The sequence below is a fragment of the Phreatobacter aquaticus genome (assembly GCF_005160265.1).
GTDB classification, from domain to species: domain Bacteria; phylum Pseudomonadota; class Alphaproteobacteria; order Rhizobiales; family Phreatobacteraceae; genus Phreatobacter; species Phreatobacter aquaticus.
Genome location: NZ_CP039865.1, coordinates 3,396,421 through 3,418,324, shown reverse-complemented (window position 1 = coordinate 3,418,324; position 21,904 = coordinate 3,396,421). Strand labels below are relative to the sequence as shown.

At 64.9% G+C, this 21,904-nt stretch carries 21 protein-coding genes; 10 read left to right on the top strand and 11 right to left on the bottom strand.

Translation table 11 applies throughout. The features are described 5' to 3' along the window. Positions 1 to 16 precede the first annotated feature (16 nt). The 5 genes from E8L99_RS16120 to E8L99_RS16100 form a co-directional block, all read right to left on the bottom strand. Positions 17 to 331 (bottom strand): integration host factor subunit alpha, encoded by a 315-nt coding sequence (locus tag E8L99_RS16120; RefSeq protein ID WP_137100505.1) that lies wholly within the window; start codon positions 329 to 331, stop codon positions 17 to 19. 135 nt (positions 332 to 466) lie between these two features. Beyond that, entirely contained in the window at positions 467 to 1,444 is a 978-nt protein-coding gene (locus tag E8L99_RS16115) for a beta-ketoacyl-ACP synthase III (protein WP_137102151.1), read from the bottom strand. Beyond that, positions 1,438 to 2,502: a phosphate acyltransferase PlsX gene (plsX, locus tag E8L99_RS16110; protein WP_137100504.1), complete on the bottom strand. Its 1,065-nt coding sequence runs from the start codon at positions 2,500 to 2,502 to the stop codon at positions 1,438 to 1,440. Before plsX ends, E8L99_RS16115 begins: the two co-directional genes overlap by 7 nt. Positions 2,503 to 2,647: 145 nt before the next feature. Further along, on the bottom strand, positions 2,648 to 3,181 hold the full coding sequence (locus E8L99_RS16105) for a YceD family protein (protein ID WP_137100503.1): 534 nt from the start codon (positions 3,179 to 3,181) through the stop codon (positions 2,648 to 2,650). After that, positions 3,178 to 3,717 carry a ubiquinol-cytochrome C chaperone family protein gene (locus E8L99_RS16100; protein ID WP_137100502.1) on the bottom strand — a complete coding sequence of 180 codons (540 nt, stop codon included), beginning with the start codon at positions 3,715 to 3,717 and terminating at the stop codon, positions 3,178 to 3,180. Before E8L99_RS16100 ends, E8L99_RS16105 begins: the two co-directional genes overlap by 4 nt. A 120-nt stretch (positions 3,718 to 3,837) precedes the next feature. On the opposite strand from E8L99_RS16100, the gene E8L99_RS16095 reads away from it, so the two are divergent. Next, positions 3,838 to 4,299 (top strand): outer membrane protein assembly factor BamE, encoded by a 462-nt coding sequence (locus E8L99_RS16095; RefSeq protein WP_252511131.1) that lies wholly within the window; start codon positions 3,838 to 3,840, stop codon positions 4,297 to 4,299. Between the two features lie 178 nt (positions 4,300 to 4,477). Then, entirely contained in the window at positions 4,478 to 5,251 is a 774-nt protein-coding gene (locus tag E8L99_RS16090) for a hypothetical protein (RefSeq protein WP_137100500.1), read from the top strand. A 68-nt stretch (positions 5,252 to 5,319) separates the two neighbouring features. Here E8L99_RS16090 and E8L99_RS16085 read toward each other — a convergent pair whose 3' ends face one another. Together E8L99_RS16085 and E8L99_RS16080 are read right to left on the bottom strand one after the other, a co-directional pair. Then, on the bottom strand, positions 5,320 to 7,461 hold the full coding sequence (locus E8L99_RS16085) for a sodium-translocating pyrophosphatase (protein WP_137100499.1): 2,142 nt from the start codon (positions 7,459 to 7,461) through the stop codon (positions 5,320 to 5,322). Positions 7,462 to 7,654: 193 nt separating this feature from the next. Next, positions 7,655 to 8,869: an MFS transporter gene (locus tag E8L99_RS16080; RefSeq protein WP_137100498.1), complete on the bottom strand. Its 1,215-nt coding sequence runs from the start codon at positions 8,867 to 8,869 to the stop codon at positions 7,655 to 7,657. A 261-nt stretch (positions 8,870 to 9,130) separates the two neighbouring features. Between E8L99_RS16080 and E8L99_RS16075 the strand changes: the two genes are divergently transcribed. From E8L99_RS16075 to accC, 4 genes are all read left to right on the top strand, one after another. Next, positions 9,131 to 10,246, top strand: coding sequence for an NADH:flavin oxidoreductase/NADH oxidase (locus E8L99_RS16075; RefSeq protein WP_137100497.1), 1,116 nt, complete (start codon positions 9,131 to 9,133; stop codon positions 10,244 to 10,246). A 179-nt stretch (positions 10,247 to 10,425) separates the two neighbouring features. Beyond that, entirely contained in the window at positions 10,426 to 10,881 is a 456-nt protein-coding gene (aroQ, locus tag E8L99_RS16070) for a type II 3-dehydroquinate dehydratase (RefSeq protein WP_137100496.1), read from the top strand. Between the two features lie 32 nt (positions 10,882 to 10,913). Beyond that, on the top strand, positions 10,914 to 11,390 hold the full coding sequence (gene accB / locus E8L99_RS16065; protein WP_137100495.1) for an acetyl-CoA carboxylase biotin carboxyl carrier protein: 477 nt from the start codon (positions 10,914 to 10,916) through the stop codon (positions 11,388 to 11,390). Between the two features lie 11 nt (positions 11,391 to 11,401). Next, a complete protein-coding gene (gene accC, locus E8L99_RS16060) occupies positions 11,402 to 12,766 on the top strand; it encodes an acetyl-CoA carboxylase biotin carboxylase subunit (protein ID WP_137102150.1) in 1,365 nt (454 codons plus the stop codon). A 12-nt stretch (positions 12,767 to 12,778) separates the two neighbouring features. Here accC and E8L99_RS16055 read toward each other — a convergent pair whose 3' ends face one another. Together E8L99_RS16055 and E8L99_RS16050 are read right to left on the bottom strand one after the other, a co-directional pair. Continuing rightward, positions 12,779 to 13,339: a GNAT family N-acetyltransferase gene (locus tag E8L99_RS16055; protein WP_137102149.1), complete on the bottom strand. Its 561-nt coding sequence runs from the start codon at positions 13,337 to 13,339 to the stop codon at positions 12,779 to 12,781. Between the two features lie 26 nt (positions 13,340 to 13,365). Beyond that, positions 13,366 to 15,723, bottom strand: coding sequence for an Orn/Lys/Arg family decarboxylase (locus E8L99_RS16050; RefSeq protein WP_137100494.1), 2,358 nt, complete (start codon positions 15,721 to 15,723; stop codon positions 13,366 to 13,368). 202 nt (positions 15,724 to 15,925) lie between these two features. Here E8L99_RS16050 and E8L99_RS16045 point away from each other — a divergent pair, with 202 nt between their 5' ends. From E8L99_RS16045 to E8L99_RS16035, 3 genes are read left to right on the top strand one after another with little or no spacing between them, the layout of a single operon-like run. Continuing rightward, the gene (locus E8L99_RS16045; protein ID WP_137100493.1) at positions 15,926 to 16,489 is read left to right on the top strand and encodes a glutathione peroxidase; all 564 of its coding nucleotides are present in this window, start codon (positions 15,926 to 15,928) and stop codon (positions 16,487 to 16,489) included. Positions 16,490 to 16,528: 39 nt separating this feature from the next. Then, on the top strand, positions 16,529 to 17,701 hold the full coding sequence (rnd, locus tag E8L99_RS16040) for a ribonuclease D (protein ID WP_137100492.1): 1,173 nt from the start codon (positions 16,529 to 16,531) through the stop codon (positions 17,699 to 17,701). 44 nt (positions 17,702 to 17,745) lie between these two features. Further along, positions 17,746 to 18,939: a dipeptidase gene (locus E8L99_RS16035; RefSeq protein ID WP_137100491.1), complete on the top strand. Its 1,194-nt coding sequence runs from the start codon at positions 17,746 to 17,748 to the stop codon at positions 18,937 to 18,939. Between the two features lie 18 nt (positions 18,940 to 18,957). Here the strand turns inward: E8L99_RS16035 and E8L99_RS16030 are convergent, their stop codons facing one another. Together E8L99_RS16030 and E8L99_RS16025 are read right to left on the bottom strand one after the other, a co-directional pair. Further along, positions 18,958 to 19,791, bottom strand: coding sequence for a universal stress protein (locus tag E8L99_RS16030; RefSeq protein ID WP_137100490.1), 834 nt, complete (start codon positions 19,789 to 19,791; stop codon positions 18,958 to 18,960). Between the two features lie 134 nt (positions 19,792 to 19,925). Continuing rightward, positions 19,926 to 21,458: an acyl-CoA carboxylase subunit beta gene (locus E8L99_RS16025; protein ID WP_137100489.1), complete on the bottom strand. Its 1,533-nt coding sequence runs from the start codon at positions 21,456 to 21,458 to the stop codon at positions 19,926 to 19,928. Positions 21,459 to 21,630: 172 nt separating this feature from the next. Here E8L99_RS16025 and E8L99_RS16020 point away from each other — a divergent pair, with 172 nt between their 5' ends. Beyond that, the gene (locus E8L99_RS16020) at positions 21,631 to 21,897 is read left to right on the top strand and encodes a hypothetical protein (RefSeq protein ID WP_137100488.1); all 267 of its coding nucleotides are present in this window, start codon (positions 21,631 to 21,633) and stop codon (positions 21,895 to 21,897) included. Positions 21,898 to 21,904: the final 7 nt, after the last annotated feature.

Genomic DNA, 21,904 nt, shown 5'->3' with positions numbered 1-21,904 from the left:
CGACACCGGGGACGCGTCAGTCCTTGAGGCCCTCGCCACTCTGGCCATTGATCTTGGCCTTGAGGATGTTGGACGGCTTGAACACCATGACGCGCCGTGGCGCGATCGGCACTTCCTGGCCGGTCTTCGGATTGCGGCCGACACGCTCGCCCTTCGAGCGCACGACGAAGGAGCCGAAGGACGACAGTTTCACGGTCTCGCCATCGGCGAGGCAATCCGTGACCTCCTTGAGCACGAGTTCGACGAGTTGCGCCGACTCCGTCCTGGAAAGTCCGACCTTCTGATACACAGCCTCGCACAAGTCGGCGCGTGTGACGGTCTTGCCCGCCATATCGACCCCCAAAGTTAAGCTCTACGGGCAACATTCACGCGTCGGTCCAGATGCCGACAGGTGCCCTTATCATTCTGATTTCATTATCACTATGGGTTCAACCGGCGGCGGTCAACACCTTCGATCACGCCGGCGTCACCAACGCAGAAGCGCCGAACCCCAGGTAAACCCGCCGCCCATCGCCTCCAGCATGACCAGATGGCCCTTCTGGATGCGGCCATCCTTGACGGCGACGTCGAGCGCCAGCGGGATCGAGGCCGCGGATGTGTTGCCGTGGCGATCGACGGTTATCACCACCTTGTCGCGGTCGATCTTCAGCTTGTCGGCGGATGCATCGATGATGCGCTTGTTGGCCTGGTGGGGCACGAACCAGTCGAGATCGGCCGATGACGTGCCGGTGGCGGCATAGGCATCGGTCATCACATCGGTGATCATGCCGACCGCATGTTTGAAGACCTCGCGGCCCTCCATGCGCAGGTGGCCGACCGTGCCGGTCAGCGAAGGCCCGCCATCGACATAGAGCTTGGACGTATGGCGGCCGTCGGAGCGCAGATGGGTGGTGAGGATGCCCCTGCCCGCGATCCCGTCCGGCTGCTCCTGCGCCTCCAGGACGATGGCGCCAGCGCCGTCACCGAACAGCACGCAGGTCGTGCGGTCTTCCCAGTCGAGAATGCGCGAGAAGGTCTCGGCCCCGATGACTAGAGCCCGCTTGTGGCTGCCCGAACGGAGGAACTTGTCGGCGGTCGTCAGCGCGAAGATGAAACCGGAGCAGACTGCCTGCAGATCAAAGGCAACGCCATGGGTGATGCCGAGGCGCATCTGGACGGCGGTGGCACTCGCCGGAAAGGTGCGGTCGGGCGTCGATGTCGCGAGGATGATCAGGTCGATGTCGGTGGCGGCCACGCCGGCATGGGCGAGCGCCTTCTCGGCCGCATGAAAGGCCAGATCCGAGGTGGTCTCGCCTTCGCCAGCGATGTGGCGCTGGTGAATGCCGGTGCGCTGGACGATCCACTCGTCCGATGTATCGACCTGTCCCGCCAGTTCGGCATTGGTCAGGATGCGCGCCGGCAGATGGCTGCCGACACCGAGGACGACGGAACGAAGGGTCACGATGCGGCCTCGACCGGTGCTGCTGTTGGGTCTTTCCGCGCCGCGTGGGACACATCCACCATGGTGCGGATCTTCGACTGGAGATCGTAGCGGGCCATGTCGTAGGCGACATCGACCGCGCTTGCAAAGCCGATCGGATCGGTTCCGCCATGACTTTTCACAACGACGCCGTTGAGGCCGAGGAACACCGCGCCGTTCGACTTGCGGGGATCCATCTTCTCGCGCAGCGTCGCAAAGGCATTGCGCGCAAGCAGGTAGCCCAGGCGCGAGCGCCAGGTGCGAGACATGGCGGCCCTCAGATATTCGCCGATCTGGCGGGCAGTCCCCTCGCCGGTCTTCAGCGCGATATTGCCGGTGAAGCCCTCGGTGACGACGACTTCGACCGTGCCCTTGCCGATATCGTCGCCCTCGACGAAACCGCGATAGTCGAGATCGGCGAGGTCCGCGTCGCGCAGCATCTGGCCGGCCTCGCGGATGAATTCGAGGCCCTTGACCTCCTCGACGCCGATATTGAGCAGGCCGACGGTCGGGCGCTCGATGTCGAAGACCACGCGCGCCATCGCGGCGCCCATCACGGCCATGTCGAAGAGGGCCGCCGCGTCGGCGCCGATCGAGGCGCCCATGTCGAGCACGATCGATTCGCCCTTCAGCGTCGGCCACAGCGCCGCCAGCGCCGGCCGCTCGATGCCCGGCATGGTCTTCAGGTTGAAGGCAGCCATGGCCATCAGGGCGCCAGTGTTACCGGCCGAGACGGCGGCTGCGGCACGGCCGAATTTGACCTCGTCCAGCGCCTTCCACATGGAAGACACACGCCGGCCATAGCGCAGCGCCTTGGACGGCTTATCGTCCATCCGGATGGCAATGTCGGTGTGAACGATCTCGGAGCGCGCCTTGACGCGCGGATTGGCGGCGAGAAGCGGCATGATCTGGCGCTCGTCGCCGACCAGCACGAATTCCATGTCCTTATGGCGCGACAAGGCAATTTCGGCGCCTGGAATGACGACGGAGGGACCAAAATCTCCCCCCATGACATCAAGGGCAAGCCTGACCTTCTCGGACATTCGCCATCCCGTTCGCGCGGGCGCCCGATGCGCCCAGACCTGCAATCGAACCGCCGGTTCGAGGAGCCGGGACAATAGCGCCTGAAAACGGCGGCACAAGGGGCTGCCTGTTTTCTGAGGGAAAGATTGCTCGGCTTTCTAATCCCTAGCGTTTCAGCTTGGCGAGGGCCGCGAAGGGCGAAGCACCCTCGCCCGCCGACGGCGCATCGAAATCGATGCCCGGCTTCCGCGGATAGGGGTCGATGCCAAGTGCCAGGAACTCGGCCGCGATGGCCGCGAGATCGATCGTGCCGCCGATGAGCGGGTCGTCGCTGTCGATACCGGCATCGATCGCGATGCCGTCTTCATCCTCGACGAGGACCGGCTTCAGGACCTCCTGCGGACGGTAGGAGACCTCGATTTCCTCATCGATCAGATTGTCCATCGCCTCCAGGCTGACAACGCAGGTCTGGGCGACGGTCGCCCGCACCCTGCCCTCCACCGCCAGTCCGTCGCCACGATGAGGACGGATATGGGCCTTGAGATGGAAGGCCGACAGCGCCTGGACACCAAGGTGGGCGGCGAACGCGCGCGCATCGTCCTCGCTCAGACGGTCGCGGACAAAATCGAGGCCACCGGACGGGACCTGGGACAAGCGGACAGGCCAATGCGGCAGGCCGGATGGTCGTGCTTCACTCATGACGCGGCTCCTCTCGGCACGGACGGGAAGATGACCTCACCGCTGGCGAGCCGTTCGAACGGCAGGGAGGCCAGTTCGGCGGACGCGGCCCGGACATAGGCTGCGAAGCCGGCCGTCTCCGCATCAGGCTTGCCGAGCACGTTGCGGGCAAGCGCGCGCTCGAGCGCATCCGTCTCGTCGCTGGCGAGGGCCTCATCATAGACCTTGATGCGCCCGTAGAAGGATTCGCCCATTTTGCGAATGCGCTTGGGCACCTTGAGGTCACCGACACCCATTTCTCGCAGGCCCCGGTCGAGGTCGAGGAACAGCACGCCGAACAAGGCCTGGCCGAGCTCCCGCCTTTCCTCCGGCTCTTCCTTGAGCCTGTGGAGCACGAGAAACATATGCAGGACGATCATTTCGAACCGTCCTTCAGCCGTGTCGGCGACGCCGAGGTCGCGATAGAAGACGGGATTGCGAGCCTGCGCCACGATGGCGCCGTAAAGGCTCGAGATGGTCTCGTCGCTCTTCTTCCGGCGAAACAGGCCGAAGATCATGGGGCCGCGTCCTGGTTCGGGTTGAATTGGTCGCGCATGGGGGTTAAGTCAACGCGCCCGCGCATTCAAGCGCTGGATCGGCGTTGTCAGTGCCGCACGTCAGTTGAGGTCGACTTTATGATGCCTGTCTCATCCCGTCTGGCAAAGGCCGCCATCGCTGCTGCCGCCACCTTGTGGCTGGCCGGCTGTTCCGGCGCCCCGATGTCCGGTCTCGGCTTCGGCGGTGAAACGTTCAATCGCGGCTATCTGATCAGCGAGGATGCCCTCGCTCAGGTCAAGCAGGGCAACAGCCAGGATCAGGTTCTGGTCGCGCTTGGGACGCCCACCACCATTTCCACCATCAGCGGTGACGTCTTCTACTACATCAACGAGAAGCAGGTCCGCCAATTCACGTTCCAGGCTCCTCGCACCGTCGAGCGCAACGTGCTGGCCGTCTATTTTGATGGTCAGAAGCGTGTCGAGCGGATTGCCAATTACGGATTGCAGGACGGCAAGGTGTTCGACTTCGTCAGCCGCACGACCCAGACCGGTGGCGAGGAAGCCAACCTGCTCCGTCAGATCATGATCGGCCCGCGGACCTGAGGTCGCGCAGAAGCCTCGGCAATCTTGAAAAGCCCCGCTTCGGCGGGGTTTTTTCGTTCTGATCGACAGATGCCGCAACCTGTGTGCGCATACCCGGTCAATACACTCTATGATTGACATTCTTATTTACACAACTCTCAATTGCAATGCCTTGGGGCATTCAACGGGAGGGGTTGTGATGAGAGTGCGATATCTGGCGGCCTTGGCGCCGCTCATGCTGGCGGGCTGCCAAACCGCGGGATTGCAAGGCGCGGGCGACAGGCCGGACAACACGCGGGTGCGCGACGCGGTGCTATCGTCGGTCGCTGCGGCGCTTGGCAGCGGCAGCGAGGTGTCCCTCGCCTTTCCGCGCGTGACCAATCTTCATCCCGGCGACGTGTTCGAGCGGCCAATGAAGCGCGACGGCTATGTGACGTTCCAGCTCCAGCGACGGCTCTGCAATCTCGGGGAGGAACTGGGGGACGGGGTGAAGACCGAGGTCGTCCATGCGACCTCCGTCATGACGGTCAACCGTGTGTTCAGTGCGAGCGCGCATCTGAAGTTCGATCTCGCCAAGATCGCCTCGTTCTCGCTCGGCGATGCCACGACGCCGATCCATGCCGCCCATGTCCGGGTCAGCAACGGCGAGGCTGTGGGGCTCACCTCGGCCGTTCGCGACACGATGTACCCGACAGACGGCGCCTGCGCGCGGCGCATTGCCCGCAGCGTCGCCGCCGGTCGCGAGGTGGCGGTGATCGATCTTGTCTACAACGCCGCCGTTTACACCCGCGTCGCCTGGACGGCGCAGGCCGGCGTCAAGCTGACCTCGGCACTCGGGGTGATCGGCGGTCTCGATGCCGGCATCAACATCCAGGACACCGATGTCTATGGCCAGGAGACCGGCGACAACAGGACGATGCTGGGCGTCGCCTACCGACGCATCCGCTCGGTGGAGGAAGCGCGGCGGCGCTGACGCCCCTCGAACGACAGAACCCCGCGGATCGCTCCGCGGGGTTTTGCATTCTGGTCCTGTGCGACAGATCAGTGCGCGAGGATGGCGAGCAGCAGCAGCGCCACGATGTTGCAGATCTTGATCGCCGGATTGACGGCGGGACCCGCCGTGTCCTTGTAGGGGTCGCCGACGGTGTCGCCGGTGACGGAGGCCTTGTGGGCATCCGAACCCTTCAGATGCTTCACGCCGTCCTTGTCGACGAAGCCGTCTTCGAACGACTTCTTGGCGTTGTCCCAGGCACCGCCGCCAGACGTCATCGAGATGGCCACGAACAGGCCGTTGACGATCACGCCGAGCAGCGAGGCGCCAAGTGCTGCGAAGGCCGAGGCCTTGGAGCCCGACAGCCACAGCACGCCGAAATAGGCGATGAGCGGCGCGAGCACCGGCAGCAGCGAGGGGATGATCATCTCCTTGATCGCCGCCTTGGTCAGCATGTCGACAGCACGGGCATAATCCGGCTTGTCGGTGCCGAGCATGATGCCCGGCTTCTCCTTGAACTGGCGACGGACCTCTTCCACGACCGAACCGGCGGCGCGGCCGACGGCGGTCATGGCGATGCCACCGAACAGGTAGGGGATGAGGCCACCGAAGATCAGGCCAGCGACGACATAGGGGTTGGACAGGTCGAAGGAGACCTTGCCGACATCCTTGAAGTAGGGAAGGCCTGCATCGATGAACTGCTGCAAATCGTTGGTATAGGCTGCGAAGAGAACCAGCGCGCCGAGGCCGGCCGAACCGATCGCATAGCCCTTGGTGACCGCCTTGGTGGTGTTGCCCACCGCGTCGAGCGCATCGGTGGAGTGACGCACTTCCTTGGGCAGGCCGGCCATTTCGGCAATGCCGCCGGCATTGTCGGTGACCGGTCCGAATGCGTCGAGGGCGACGATCATGCCGGCAAGGCCGAGCATGGTGGTGACCGCGATCGCCGTGCCGTAGAGGCCGGCCAGCTGGAAGGTGGCAATGATGCCGCCAACGATGACCATGGCCGGAAGCGCGGTCGATTCGAGCGACACGGCCAGGCCCTGGATCACGTTGGTGCCGTGGCCGGTGACGGAGGCCTGGGCGATCGAGACGACCGGGCGCTTGCCCGTGCCGGTGTAGTATTCGGTGATCCAGACGATGAGACCGGTCACCAGCAGGCCGACGAGACCGCAGAAGAACAGGTTCTTGCCGGTGATCGACTGGCCGGCCACAACGCCGAGTTCGCCCCAACCGGTGACGAACTGGGTGGCGGCGGCAAGACCGACTGCGGAGAGGACGCCGGTTGCGATCAGGCCCTTGTAGAGCGCGCCCATGATCGAGTTGTCGGCGCCGAGCTTCACGAAGAAGGTGCCGATGATCGAGGTGACGATGCACACCGCGCAAATGGCGAGCGGATAGATCAGCGACGCCTGCAGCACGAGCGGCGAGGCCTTGGCGAAGAAGATTGCGGCCAGAACCATGGTTGCGACCACGGTCACGGCATAGGTTTCGAACAGGTCGGCGGCCATGCCGGCGCAGTCGCCGACATTGTCGCCCACGTTGTCGGCAATGGTCGCCGGGTTGCGCGGGTCATCTTCCGGAATGCCGGCTTCGACCTTGCCGACCAGATCGGCGCCGACGTCAGCGCCCTTGGTGAAGATGCCGCCGCCGAGACGGGCGAAGATCGAGATCAGCGAAGCGCCGAAGCCGAGCGCCACGAGCGCGTCGATCACGGTGCGGCTCGCCGGGCCCATGCCCATCGGACCGGTCAGGAACCAGAAATAGACAGCGACGCCGAGCAGCGCGAGGCCGGCGACAAGCAGACCGGTGACCGCGCCCGCCTTGAAGGCGACGTCGAGGCCCGCGGCCAGCGACTTGGAGGCCGCCTGGGCGGTGCGGACATTGGCGCGCACCGAGACGTTCATGCCGATGAAGCCGGCAGCGCCCGACAGAACCGCGCCGATGACGAAGCCGATGGCGACTGCACCGCCGAGAAGGAAGTAGAGCGCGATCAGGATGACCACGCCGACCATGCCGATCGTGATGTACTGGCGCTTCAGATAGGCCTGCGCACCCTCGGCGATGGCGCCGGAGATTTCCTGCATGCGCGCCGAACCGGCATCCTGATCAAGAAGCCATTTGGTGGCCCAGCCACCGTAGACGATGGACAGGAGTCCACAGCCGATAATTACCCACAGAGCAGTGCTCATTCCCAACGTTCCTCTTGCCCGGCGCCCCTGATTGAGACGTCCGCCTGGTCCTTTGCGGACCGCTTGTTATTGCCCGATGAGGCCACCGCCGGAATCCCGGAGTTGCGCTCGATCACGAGTCGGTCGTGTTTTTGCCAAAATACGGCCCGCTAAGCAACGGAGCCGCCAATCGGTCTTTAGGCTCAAGCCGATATCAGGCGGCTTGTCCCCTGCTGGATGTCAGCTGGCGCAGAAGAAGCGCCCCGGCTGCCAGGGCGACGATCGGGAAGACGACGATGTTGACCATGTCCCAGCCATAGGATGTCACCACCTGGCCGGATGAGAACGACCCGATCGCCATGACGCCGAAGACGCAGAAATCGTTGATCGACTGCACGCGCGTGCGCTCTTGCGGCTCTGCCGTCGCGGCCACCATCGCGCTTGCGCCGATATAGCCGAAGTTCCAGCCGAGCCCGAGCAAGACGAGGGCTGCGTAGAAATGCATGACGGTAATGCCGGTCAGCGCGACCGCGGCCGACAGGGCGGTCAGCGCCAGACCCGCAGCGACGACGCGAGGCGCTCCGAAGCGCGCGATGAAGCTACCGGTGAAGAAGCTCGGGCCGTACATGGCGATGACGTGCCACTGGATGCCGTAGGCGGCGTCGGCGACGGAGTGATTGCAGCCGATCATGGCGAGCGGAGCGGCGGTCATGACGAAATTCATCAGCATGTAGGTCGCCGCGCCACAGGTGACAGCGGTGAGGAAAGCGCGGTCGCGGAAATAGGCGGAGACCGGCCGATGCGAGCCGGCAACGACCGGCTTCGGTTTCGGGATATCGATGAACGACAGGATGACGCCGGCCATGAGTGCGATCACCGCCTGTCCAATATAGGTTCCGGCGAACAGGATGGGCGGCAGGGCGTCCTTGGTCCAGACGACGAGCTGCGGGCCGACGACGCCGGCCAGGATGCCGCCGGTCATCACCCAGGAAATCGCCTTGGGGCGGAAGGCATCGCTGGCGGTGTCGGCCGCGGCAAACCGGTAGCTCTGCGCGGCGGACGCATAGAAGCCGGCGCAGAAGGTCGCGACGCAGAAGATCGGAAAGCTGGACAGCGTGACGCCGAGATAGCCGAACAGGCCGGTCAGCACGCCGGCAATGGTGGCGATCTGGTAGGCAGCGCGGCGGCCAACGCGCTGGATCAGCATGCCGACCGGCAGGCTGGCGGTGGCAAGGCCGACGACGAAGATCGAGATCGGGAGCGTTGCAAGCGACCGCACGGGCGCCAGTTCCGCTCCGACAATGGCACCGGTTGCGAACATCACCGTGGTGTTGGCGCCGGCCAGCGCAGTTGCCAGCGCCAGAACGAAGGCATTGCGGCGAGCGAGCCGATCGCCGGCGGCCTGCATGTCGGGTGTCGTGGCGGTCATGGCGCTTCCGGGAAATGATCTGGTTGTCTCACCGGCGCGGGGAAGAACAAAAGCCTGTCTGAGCGCCTTGCCGGAGCATGGATCGGTGGTTAGCCCGAATGTCGGCCCCGCGCCAGCCATCTGCGGCGTCGGGTGGTCTGCGCCGGACACATGCGCCATGCGTCGGCCCGGCTTGCCCCAAGGACACCATCCGGGCGACAAAACCGCCTGACGCCCCTGCCGGACAAGCGCCGGCTGCTCCAGCCAGACAATGGATGACCGATGAGCCTCCTGTTCAGCCCCTTCGACATCGGCCCGGTCGAACTACCGAACCGCATCGTCGTCGCGCCGATGTGCCAATATTCCGCCGATGACGGCTGCATGAACGATTGGCACATGCAGCACCTGATGAACCTCGCCATGTCGGGCGCCGGCCTGGTCGTCGTCGAGGCGACCGGCGTCGAACGCATCGGCCGGATCACGCATGGCTGCGTCGGCCTCTATTCCGACGCCAACGAGGCCGCCATGGCCAAGGTGATCGCGGCGGCGCGCACCGTCGCCCTGCCCGGCACCGCTTTCGGCATCCAGATCGGCCATGCCGGCCGCAAGGCGTCTTCGCAGCGGCCCTGGGAAGGTGGCGCCGCCCTGCCGCCCGGTGCCGACCCCTGGCCGACGGTTGCGGCCTCGGCCGAACCCTTCGATGCCGGCTGGCACATGCCGAAGGCAATGGACGAGGCTGACATGGCGCGCATCCTGGAAGCCTTCGTTCAGGCCGCCAAGCGCGCGGCCCGCATCGGCTTCGAGGCGGTCGAGCTCCACATGGCGCATGGCTATCTCCTGCACAATGTGATGAGCCCGCTGTCCAACCATCGCACCGACCGCTATGGCGGCAGCCGCGACGCCCGTTTCGCCTGGCCATTGGAGATCGCCCGCGCGGTCAGGGCCGCGTTGCCGGCCGATGTGGCGCTCGGCGCCCGCATCACCGGCCAGGACTGGGCCGATGACGGCTTGCAGGTGGAAGACGCTGTTGCCCTCTCCGCCGCGCTCAAGGAGGCCGGTCTCGACTTCATCTGCGTCTCGTCCGGCGGCGGATCGCCGAAGGCCCGCGTCAAGGTCTCGCCCGGCTACCAGGTGCCCTTCGCCAAGGCCGTGAAGGACGGCACCGGGATTGCGACCCGCGCCGTCGGGCTCATCGCCGATCCGCGCCATGCCGAGGAGATCATCGCGTCCGCCGCCGCCGACATGGTCGCGCTGGGACGCGGCTTTCTCGACAATCCGCGCTGGGGCTGGCACGCGGCCGACGTGCTCGGTGCCGACCTCCCCCGTCCGAAGCAATATGTCCGCGCATCTGCCAAGCTCTGGCCCGGCGCGGCGCTGGCCAGACCGGCGGCCGTCTGACGACTTATCCACGGCAGCGGCGCGGCCATATCCGGCTTGCGACGCTACCGGCTTCCCATCCGGCGCGGTCGAGCCTATAAGGGCGCGCCTTGGCGGCCCTTGATCGCCGGGTTTTGGCATGAGTCCGCCTTGGCGCCAGTGCGCCCGGTGCGGCTCAGCGGCAAGCGACCAACGGGCGCATGAGCACCATCTTCGTTCTCAACGGACCCAATCTCAATCTTCTCGGGACTCGCGAACCGGCGATCTACGGATCGACGACGCTGGCCGATGTCGACGCGCTCTGCGTGGCCGAGGCTGCGAAATTCGGCCTGACGGCGGATTGCCGCCAGTCGAACCACGAAGGCGTGCTGGTCGACTGGATCCATGAGGCCGGCAAGCTTCAAAAAGCCGGCAAGCTCGCCGGCGTGGTGCTCAATGCCGGCGCCTATACCCACACGTCGCTCGCCATCGCGGATGCGGTGCGCGGCACCGGCGTGTCGCTGATCGAGGTGCACATCACCAATGTGCATGCCCGCGAGGCGTTCCGTCACCACTCCTTTCTGTCTCCCATCGCGCGCGGTGTGATCGTCGGGCTTGGTCCCCAGGGTTACGCGCTCGCCATTGCCGCGCTCGCCGCGTCGGCTCCCAAGGCGTGATGCAACATTCGCCGAAGGTCAAAGAGGGCAAAATGCTCAAAGGCAAATCCCCCATCGATCCCGCACTGATCCGCGAACTCGCGCAGGTGCTGACCGATACCGATCTGACCGAGATCGAGATCGCCCATGACAACCTGAAGATCCGGGTTGCCCGGCAGGTGACCGTGCAGGCCGTGGTCCAGGCACCTGCCGCAGCCCCCGCCCCTGTTGCGGCCGCTGCCGCACCGGTTGCCGCCGCAGTGCCCGCCGCCGCGGTCGACGACCCGCGCAAGCATCCCGGCGTTGTGACCTCGCCGATGGTCGGCACCGCCTATCGCCGCCCCTCGCCCGATGCCCGCCCGCTGATCGAGCTCGGCATGCAGGTGAAGGAGGGCGATCGGCTCTGCCTCATCGAGGCGATGAAGACCTTCAACGACATCGTTGCGCCGCGCGCCGGCACCATCACCCGCATCCTGTTCGAGGACGGGCGACCGGTGGAATATGGCGAACCGCTGCTGATCATCGAATGAGCACCCGCCCGATGTTCCACAAGGTGCTGATCGCCAATCGGGGTGAAATCGCGCTGCGCGTGCTGCGGGCCTGCAAGGAGCTCGACATCGCGACGGTTGCGGTCCACTCGACCGCCGATGCCGAGGCCATGCATGTGAAGCTCGCTGACGAGAGCGTCTGCATCGGCCCGCCGGCTGCCCGCGACAGCTATCTCAACGTGCCGCAGCTGCTCGCCGCCTGCGAGATCACCGGCGCCGACGCGGTCCATCCGGGCTATGGGTTTCTCTCCGAGAATGCTCGCTTCGCCGAGATCCTGGAGAGCCACGGCATCACCTTCATCGGCCCCAAGGCCGAGCATATCCGGGTGATGGGCGACAAGATCGAGGCCAAGCGCACGGCCAAGCGCTTGGGCATTCCGACCGTTCCGGGCTCGGAGGGCGGCGTCGACAATGACGAGGATGCCCGCAAGATCGCCAAGGAGATCGGCTTCCCGGTGATCATCAAGGCGGCAGCCGGCGGCGGTGGCCGTGGCATGAAGGTCGCGCGCACGGCGGACGAACTCGACGTCGCGCTGCAGACCGCCAAGACCGAGGCCAAGGCCGCCTTCGGCGACGACGCCGTCTATATCGAGAAATATCTCGGCCATCCCCGCCATATTGAGATCCAGATTCTCGGCGACGGCCAGGGCAATGCCATCCATCTCGGCGAGCGCGACTGCTCGCTGCAGCGCCGTCACCAGAAGGTCTGGGAGGAAGGCCCCTCGCCCATCATCACCGAGGAACAGCGCGCCCGCATCGGCGGCGTCTGCGCCAAGGCCATGGCCGATCTCGGCTATATCGGTGCGGGCACGATCGAGTTCCTCTACGAGGACGGCGAGTTCTATTTCATCGAGATGAACACCCGTATCCAGGTGGAGCATCCGGTGACCGAGATGATCACCGGCATCGACCTGGTGAACGAGCAGATCAAGATCGCATCGGGCCAGAAGCTGTCGGTGACCCAGGACGACATCGTCATCCAGGGCCATGCGATCGAGTGCCGGGTCAATGCCGAGAACCCGAAGACCTTCCGGCCCTCGCCCGGCAAGCTCAACCTGTTCCACGTGCCCGGCGGCTTGGGCGTGCGCGTCGACAGCCATGCCTACCAGGGCTACACGATCCCGCCGCACTACGATTCCCTCGTGGGCAAGCTCATCGTGCATGGCCGCAACCGGCCGGAATGCCTGGCACGGCTGAAGCGGGCTCTCGACGAGTTCGTGGTCGACGGCATCGAGACCACCCTGCCGCTGTTCCGCGATCTCGTGCGCAATCCCGAAATCGCCGCCGGCCGCTACGACATCCACTGGCTGGAGAAGTTCCTGGCGGATGAGGCGGCGGAAGCCAAGGCCAAGGGCTAAGCTTCAGGCGCCTTACCGGCGCGACAAAGGCATTGGCGGCGGTGGGGCGGTGATACCCGCCCCCAGCGAGCGCTGCACCATGACGCTGTCGGACCAGCGGCCATAGCGATAGGCTACTCCCGGAAGGTGGCCGACGCGCTCGAAGCCGAACTTCGCGTGCAACCCAAGCGAGGCGGCATTGTCGCCATCGATATAGCCGATCATCTGACGGAAGCCGGCGGCAGCACAGGAATCGATCAGTTCCTTGAGCAATTGACGCCCCACGCCCTGGCCGAGATGGGCGTGATGCACATAGATCGAGTGCTTCACGGTGTAGCGATAGGCCGGGCGCTTCCGGAACAGCACGACATAGGCATAGCCCACGACCTGGCCGTCGATTGTCGCGACGATGTGGGGATAGCGGCGGTTGCGCAGGTTCTTGCGCCGGTCGGCGAAATCGTCCGGCTGGGGCGTGTCGGCATCCTCGACATCGTCTTCGACGCCGCGGCGGATGTGGTGGCGGTAGATCGACAGCATCGCCTCGACGTCGGTGTCGCGGGTCGGGCGGATGCTGATGGTGGGCTCTTTCTGCATGGTGCCGGCAACCTGTTCGATGGCCATTACTCAGCGATCACATAGGTGTAGAGCCGGATGCGACCCGAAGGCTCCACCTGGCGATAGACACCCTGGATCTCGACCTCGAAGCCCGGGAATGTGTTGAAACAGGTCTCGAACATCCTGAGGTAATCAATCATCGGCTGTGCCCGCGCCGTCAGGCGCTCGCCCGGCACGATCGTGGCGATGCCCGGCGGGTAGACCACGAAGGGTGTGGTGGCGACCCGGCCGGCAATGGCATCGATCGGCAGGAAGTCGACATCGTTGCGCACAAGGCTGCGCGCCGCGTCATGAGGCGACATGGCGACCTCCGGCAGGTGGTCGGCCAGGAACTGGCGCTTCTGCAGCCCGCTCACATCGGCGTCACGGAAGAAGCGGTGCATGTCGCCGCACAGGTCGCGCAGCCGCACACCGGCATAGCGCTGAGGCCGCCGCCGGAAGAATTCCGGGATGGCTTCCTCCAGCAGGGCATTGTCGTCATGCAGTCTCTTGAACGCGACGAGGCCGCTGACCAGCGTTCCGGCCTTGGAGGCCTCGACGCCGGGGGTCAGCAGGAACAGCAGGGAGTTGAGATCGTTCTTCTCCGGGACGATCCGGTTCTCACGCAGATATTGGGCCACGATCGGGGCCGGAATGCCGTGTTCGGTATAAGTGCCGAGCGCCCGGTCGAAGCCCGGCGTCAGCAGCGTCAGCTTGTTCGGATCGGTCATGGCATAGCCATCGGCCATGCCAGTATAGCCGTGCCAGGCAGCGCCAGGCGCCAATTGCCAATAGGACGGGTCAGTGGCCAGCAGGTCCGTGCTCACCGTTTCCCAGGCAACGTCATGGACCGCACCATCGCGCGAGACATCGGGAATGCGCACCCGATCCGGCACGAAGGGCTCGAAGAACCATCGGCGTTCCGGCCTCAGCTCCTTTTCCTCGAATTCGCGGCGCACCGCGCGGATCTTCTTGCGCAGCTCGATGCCGAGCCGGATCGTATCGTCCCAGAGCACTTCGCCCGAACGCCCCTTCATCATCTGCGCGCCGACATCGAGGGAGGCGAAGAGCGGGTAGAACGGCGATGTCGAGGCGTGCTGCATGAAGCTCTCGTTGAAGCGCCTGTGCTCGACGCGCCGCTTCTGGCCGCGAATGTGCCGGTCCTTCACGTGGATCTGCGAGGATTGCGAGAAGCTCGCGAGCTGCTTGTGGCTCGACTGCGTGGCGATGATGCCCGGCGCATCGGCCCCGAGCTCGGTCAGGCCCATGGCGAAGCGGCCGGCATAGAGCGGGTGGAACTTCATGAAGCCGGCCCAGGCCTCGTCGAACAGGATGTAGTCGCAGAGGTGCCCGATCTGCTTCAGGATCATCTCGGCATTGTGGATCGTGCCGTCATAAGTGCATTGCTCGATCACCGCGACGCGGAACGGCCGGGGGCGACGCCAGGCCTCAGTATCCTTGACGAGCGGATTGGTGCGGATGCGCTCGCGCAAGGCCGTCTCGTCAAAGGCCGCATGATCCATCGGACCGATGAGGCCCCAGGCATTGCGGGTGGTCGGGACATAGACGGGGATGCCGCCGGAGATCATCAGCGCGCCATGAAGGGCGGCCTTGTGGTTGTTGCGGTCGAACAGGACAAGGTCGCCGTCGGTGACAAGCGCGCCCAGCACCACCTTGTTCGAGCTCGACGTGCCATTCAGCACGAAATAGGTCTTCTCGGCGCCGAAGATCTTGGCGGCTTCCATCTGCGCCTGCAGGGCTGGCCCCTCATGGGTCAGGAGGTCGCCGAGATCGAGCACGGAATTGTCGAGATCGTCGCGAAACACCGCCTCGCCGAGATGTTCCATGAACACCCGGCCGATCGGGCTGCGGCTGTAGAACACGCCGCCATTGTGCCCGGGGCAGGTCCAGAGCTGGTTGCCCTCCTCCGCATAATCGACAAGGGCGCCGAAGAACGGGGTCTTCAAGGTCTCGGCATATTGCTTGAGCCGGCTGATCAGATTCTTGGCGATGAAGGCCGGCGTCTCCTCGGACAGGAAGACATAGCCGTCGATGAAATCGAGGACCTCGACCGGCAGATCCTCGAAGCGCTTGCGCCGGATCAGCAGGATGATCGGGAAGTCGAGGCCTCGGCGGCGCATCAGGTTGATCAGCGAGGCCGTCTTGCCCTCCAGGCCCTTCTTGCCCCAGTCGACCACCATGCAGCCGATGGCCGCATCGGTCTGAACGGCTATCTCGGCATCTTCCAGCTTGCGCGCCTTGACCACCTCGAAGCCCGAGCGCTCGATCTCGCTGACGATCTGGTTGAACCGGATGCCTTCGAGATCCTCGGCCTCGAAGGAGGGCGTGGCGAAGAGGAAGGTGAAGCGCCGAAAATAATCCATGACCGGTCCCTGGCTGCGAGTGCACTGATCTCTCGGCGGCAAGTGTGACGCTAGGGTGACGGCCGGCCGGCCAGGAGCGGACATGGGCCTCGACACGGCCCCGGAGACAAGAAGTCCCCTCACAGCAGGTCCCGGTTGCTGCAGATCGTGCATCCAAGTCAGCCGCAATGGCGTATATTGGACAGGTTCGCGGAGGAGTGTCATGGCAATCGACCGACGCAAGCTGCTCGCAGGTCTTGGCGGATTCATGCCCGCCACGGCCCTGGCCCAGAACGCGACAATGCTGCCGGGAGCAGCGTTCCGCTTCGCATTCGATGGCATCGAGGGTGGCAAGCTCAACCTCGCCGACCACGCCGGCAAGGTGCTGCTCGTCGTCAACACCGCGTCGTCCTGCGGGTTCACACCGCAATATGCCGACCTTCAGGCGCTTCACGAGCGCTTTGGGTCACGCGGCCTGGTGGTGATCGGCATACCCTCCGACGACTTCGCCCAGGAGCGCGGCTCCAACAAGGAGATCGTCGAATTTTGCCAGGGAACCTTCGGCGTGACCTTCCCGCTGGCCGCCAAGCAGGTCGTACGGGGCGCCAACGCCCATCCGTTCTATCGCTGGGCGGCATCCGAACGCCCGGCCGATATCCCCACCTGGAATTTCCACAAGTTCCTGATCGGCCGTTCGGGCCGGATCGTCGGCGCTTTCCCTGCCCGCGTACGCCCGACAGACACGCGCATCATCTCCCTCATCGAAGCGCAGCTCTCTGTCTCTTGAGATGCTTCGCAAAGCCTGTGCGACTCCTGTATGTAGGCGATGATGCTGATCACCTCCTCGTCTGAACTCGCGGCCATCTGCGCGCGACTTGCCAAGCACCCGTTCGTGACGGTCGATACCGAGTTCCTGCGCGAAACAACGTTCTGGCCGAAGCTCTGCGTCATCCAGCTCGCCAGCCCCGACGAGGCCGTGGCGATTGATGCGCTGGCGCCCGACATGGATCTTGCGCCATTTTTCGACCTGATGGTCGATCCCGGGATCGTCAAGGTGTTCCATGCCGCGCGCCAGGACGTGGAGATCATCTGGCACCTGTCGAAGCGCATTCCGGCCCCGCTGTTCGACAGTCAGGTGGCCGCGATGGTGCTCGGCTATGGCGATTCGATCTCCTACGACCAGCTGGTCCAACGCACCAACGGCACGCAGCTCGACAAGACGAGCCGCTTCACCGACTGGTCGAAGCGGCCCTTAAGCGAGGCGCAGATCATCTATGCGATCGCCGATGTCACCCATCTGCGCGATGTCTATCTGAAACTGACCGGCGAACTCGAGAAGCGCGGCCGCAGCGACTGGGTCGCCGAGGAAATGCGCGTGCTGACCTCGCCCGAGACCTACCGGCAGGAGCCTGAGCGGGCGTGGGAGCGGTTCCGCACCCGCGTGCGCAAGCCGCGCGAACTCGCTGTCCTCATGGAAGTCGCGGCCTGGCGCGAACGCGAGGCGCAGATGCGCAACGTGCCGCGCTCGCGCGTGCTCAAGGACGACAGCCTCATCGACATCGCGATGACCGGGCCGAAGACCGTCGAGGCGCTGGGCGCCATGCGCTCGATCCCGAAGGGCTGGGAGCGCTCGCGCGACGGCATCTCTGTGGTGGAGGCCGCGGTTCGCGGCCTTGCGCTCGACCCCAAGACACTTCCCGCGATCGACAAGCACCGGCCGCCGAGCCAGGCGCAGTCCGCAACGGTCGAACTGCTCAAGGTGCTTCTCAAGATGGTGGCCGAGAAACACCACGTAGCCGCCAAGGTGGTTGCGACATCGGATGACCTCGACCGCATCGCCGAGGATGACGAGGCCGATATCGGCGCCCTCAAGGGCTGGCGGCGCGAGCTGTTCGGCGAGAAGGCTCTGGCGCTGAAGCACGGCAAGCTCGCGCTTGCCATCGAAAGAGGCCGGGTGGTCACGATCGAAAACGCAATGGTCGCATCCCTGACGGCGTGACATCCTGCAGCCTGGCTTCCAGCGGAATCGGGCAGGCATCCAGCATGGCACGTGACGACAAGGCTCTGACCAAGGCCCGCGAACTTCTGGCGCGGTTTCCGCTGTTTGATGGCCACAACGACTTGCCCTTCGTCATTCGCCGCGACGAGGCCAATGGCGATGTGAAGGCCTATGGCCTCGACCGCGTGCACCAGGAAAGCGACACCGACATTCCCCGCCTGAGGGACGGCCTGGTGGCGGCCCAGGTGTTCGCCGCCTTCGTCCCGACCTCGGTGCCGCGCCCTGCCCGCTTCACGCTGGAGCAGATTGCCATCGGTCTCGACATCGAGAGCGTCCATGCCGACGTGTTCCATCCAGCGCGACGGGCAAGCGACGTTGCGAAGGCGAAGCGTCTCGGCAAGATCGCCTCGGTTCTGTCTGTGGAGAGCGCCGTCGGGCTCGAAGGGTCGCTGTCACCGCTGCGGGTCTGGTACGCCGCAGGCATCCGCATCCTGACGCTCTGCCACAACGAGACGCTGGACTGGATCGATTCGGCGACCGATGCGCCGCGCCACGACGGGATGACCCGATTCGGACGGGCCGTCATTGCCGAGTGCAATCGGCTTGGCATCATGGTCGATCTCGCCCATGCCTCGCCCAAGGCGCAGCATGCGGCGATCGATGCGGCGAGAGCACCGCTTCTCTGGTCGCATTCCAACGCCTTCTCGCTCTGCGACCACCCGCGCAATGTCACAGACGACGTGCTCGCCCGGGTCAAAGGCAATGGCGGCATGGTCATGGCGACCTTCGTGCCGAATTTCATCTCGCGGAAGAGCCACCAATGGGTCAGCCCGTTCCAGCGCTTCGGCAAGACCATGCCCGGGATCGACATCGATGCGGCGGTCACCGAGAAGGCGCGTGCCGAAGGCCCCTGGCCTCGTGGCTCGATCAGCGAGCTTTGCGACCATATCGCCTATATCGTCGACCGGACCGGGCCGGACCATATCGGCATCGGCTCGGATTTCTATGGTGGTCCGAACCCACCGGACCTCAATGACACGTCACGTTTTCCCCACCTGATCGCCGAACTGGTCCGGCGTGGCTGGTCGGATGCGGCGATCGGCAAGATCGCCTCTGGCAATATCCTGAGGGTCTGGAAGACTGTCGAGCGACAGGCCAAGGCCTTGAGTGCCGCCGAGGCGCCGGGCATTGCCCAGGTCTCGGCGGAAATTCTCACCCGCAAGCGCCGGAAGACCTGAGGGCCTTCCGCAGGGCGCTCAATGCGCCATGAACAGCGGGATCGGCGTCGTCTGCAGCAGCGTTCGCGTCGTGCCGCCCAGCACCATCTGGCGAAGCCTGGAATGGGCATAGCCGCCCATGACGATCATCTGTGCCCGGCTCAGCTGCGCATGGTTCGAGATCGCCTGGCCAACATCGCGGTTCGCCGGCAGGTCCACCAGAGTGACCTTGACGCCGTGATGGGCGAGCATGGGTGCGAGCTCCGCGCCCGGCACGATGTCGACGGCGCTCTTGTCGCCGAGCACGGTGACCACTTCGACCACGCCTGCCCGCTCGATGAGCGGCATGGCCTCGCCCACGGCGCGGGCGGCGACCGCCGTTCCATCCCATGCGGCGACAATGGTGCGCGAGGCGCGGTCGGCGGCAAAGCCATCCGGCACAACGATGACCGGTCGACCGCTGGACAGGAGCAGTGTTTCGGCAAGTTCGGTCGACCAGACATCCTCGGCCCGCGGCCGGCCGCAGATCGCGAGATCGTGCAGGCGGGCGCGCTGGGCGATGCGGGTGAACAGGGGATCAATCGAATCGGTCAGGACCTGCACCGAACACGAAACGCCGTTCATCTCGGCGCCCTTGGCGATGCCGGCGGCCAGGGCCTCGCCCTCGCGTGAGCGGTTGTTGTTCTCGTCCGTGACGATGGCCTGGACCTCGGCCACGCCGGAATAGACCACGACGGGCACCTTGATCGCGCCGACGACAATCGACAGATGGGCGCTGTTTTCGGCGGCAAGCGACAGCGCGTAGTCGATCGCACCCTGTGGGCGCGCGCCATCGCCAGCGATCAAAGCGAGATAGATTGTCTTGATGGACATGGGGGAACCTCCGTTCCGGATTGAACCGCACAACAGTGACGGCCCGGAACGACGGTGTCTTTGACGAGGATCAGGCGCAAGCGCGCCAATCGCACGGCTGATGCTTGCGGCAGAACTGTCGAGGCGCCGCTATTTCACAGCGGAATATTGTCGTGCTTCTTCCAGGGTGTCTCGCTGGCCTTGTGGCGGAGCAACCCAAGCGCCCGAGCCACCCGGCGCCGGGTGGAGTGCGGCATGATGACCTCGTCGATATAGCCGCGCTCGGCCGCAACAAACGGCGACAGGAAGCGCTCCTCATATTCCTTGGTGCGCGCCGCGATCTTGTCGGCATCGCCGATATCGGCACGGAAGATGATCTCGACCGCACCCTTGGCGCCCATGACCGCGATCTGCGCCGAGGGCCAGGCATAGTTGATGTCGCCGCCAATATGCTTCGACGCCATAACGTCATAGGCGCCGCCAAAGGCCTTGCGGGTGATGATGGTCACCAGCGGCACGGTGCACTGGGAATAGGCGAACAGGAGCTTGGCGCCGTGCTTGATCAGGCCGCCATATTCCTGCGCGGTTCCGGGCAGGAAGCCCGGCACGTCGACGAAGGTGACGATCGGGATCGAGAAGGCGTCGCAGAAGCGGACGAAACGGGCGGCCTTACGGCTGGCATCGGAGTCCAGCACGCCTGCCAGCACCATGGGCTGATTGGCAACGATGCCGACCGAGCGGCCCTCGATACGGGCAAAGCCGGTGACGATATTGCCGGCGAATTTCGCCTGGATCTCGAAGAAGTCGCCCTCGTCGACCGTCTTGAGGATCAGTTCCTTGATGTCATAGGGCTTGTTCGGATTGTCCGGCACCAGCGTGTCGAGCGACATGTCGATGCGATCGAGCGTGTCGAAACTCGGCAGTTCCGGCACACCGTCGAGGTTGTTCGCCGGCAGGAAGTCGATCAGACGGCGCATCTGCAGGAGCGCCTCGAGGTCGTTCTCATAGGCGCCGTCGGCGACCGACGACTTCACCGCGTGAACGGATGCTCCTCCCAGTTCCTCCGAGGTCACGACCTCGTTGGTGACGGTCTTGACCACGTCCGGACCGGTCACGAACATGTAGCTCGTGTCTTTCACCATGAAGATGAAATCGGTCATGGCGGGCGAGTAGACGTCGCCGCCGGCGCAGGGGCCCATGATCAGCGAAATCTGCGGAATGACGCCAGAAGCGGTAACATTGCGCTTGAAGACTTCGCCGTAACCGCCTAGCGCATCAACACCTTCCTGGATTCGCGCACCACCGGCGTCAAACAGGCCGATGATCGGCGCGCGGGCCTTCAGGGCCATGTCCTGGATCTTGGTGATCTTGGCGGCATGGGCGCCAGACAGCGATCCACCGAACACGGTGAAGTCCTTGGAGAAGACGAAAACCGTGCGGCCGTTGACCGTGCCCCAGCCGGTGACCACGCCGTCGCCGGGAATGTGCTGGCTCTCCATGCCGAAATCGGCACAGCGGTGCTGGACGAACATGTCGAACTCTTCGAAGGAGCCGCGATCGAGCAGCAATTCGATGCGCTCGCGCGCGGTCAGCTTGCCGCGCGCATGCTGGGCATCGATCCGACGCTGGCCGCCGCCGAGACGGGCCTCGCCACGGCGCTCTTCGAGCTTGTCCAGGACGTCCTTCATGCCATTGCCAGGGATCGCTCCCCGCCCCTCAAGACCACAGGCCGTTTCGTTAGCACGCAAGTTGCGCGCCAACCAATGAGACTGAAGGGGGATAGCCGGCACACGGCAATCGGTGCCCGCCGATGCCTCGGCAAGCTCTCGACAGGATGGCAAGGCAGTGTTGTCATGAGCCATGCACGAGAAATGGGACGATCCCGAGATCAACTGGCGCGTGGTCCGCGCACTGCTGATCCTTGCCCCATTCCTGTTCACGGGTACCTATCTGTTGTCGCTTGCTCAGCGCGCCAGCAGCTTTCATTCCCTGATCATTGCGGGCATCGCACTCGGCATGTGCCTTGGCTCGGCGGCCATCATCCACCTGTTCCGTTCGGGCGCAGGCCCCATCTTCGCCGGCATTGCCGTCGCGATCGGTCTCCTTGGAGCTCTGCTTGGCCGCTAGGACAGCC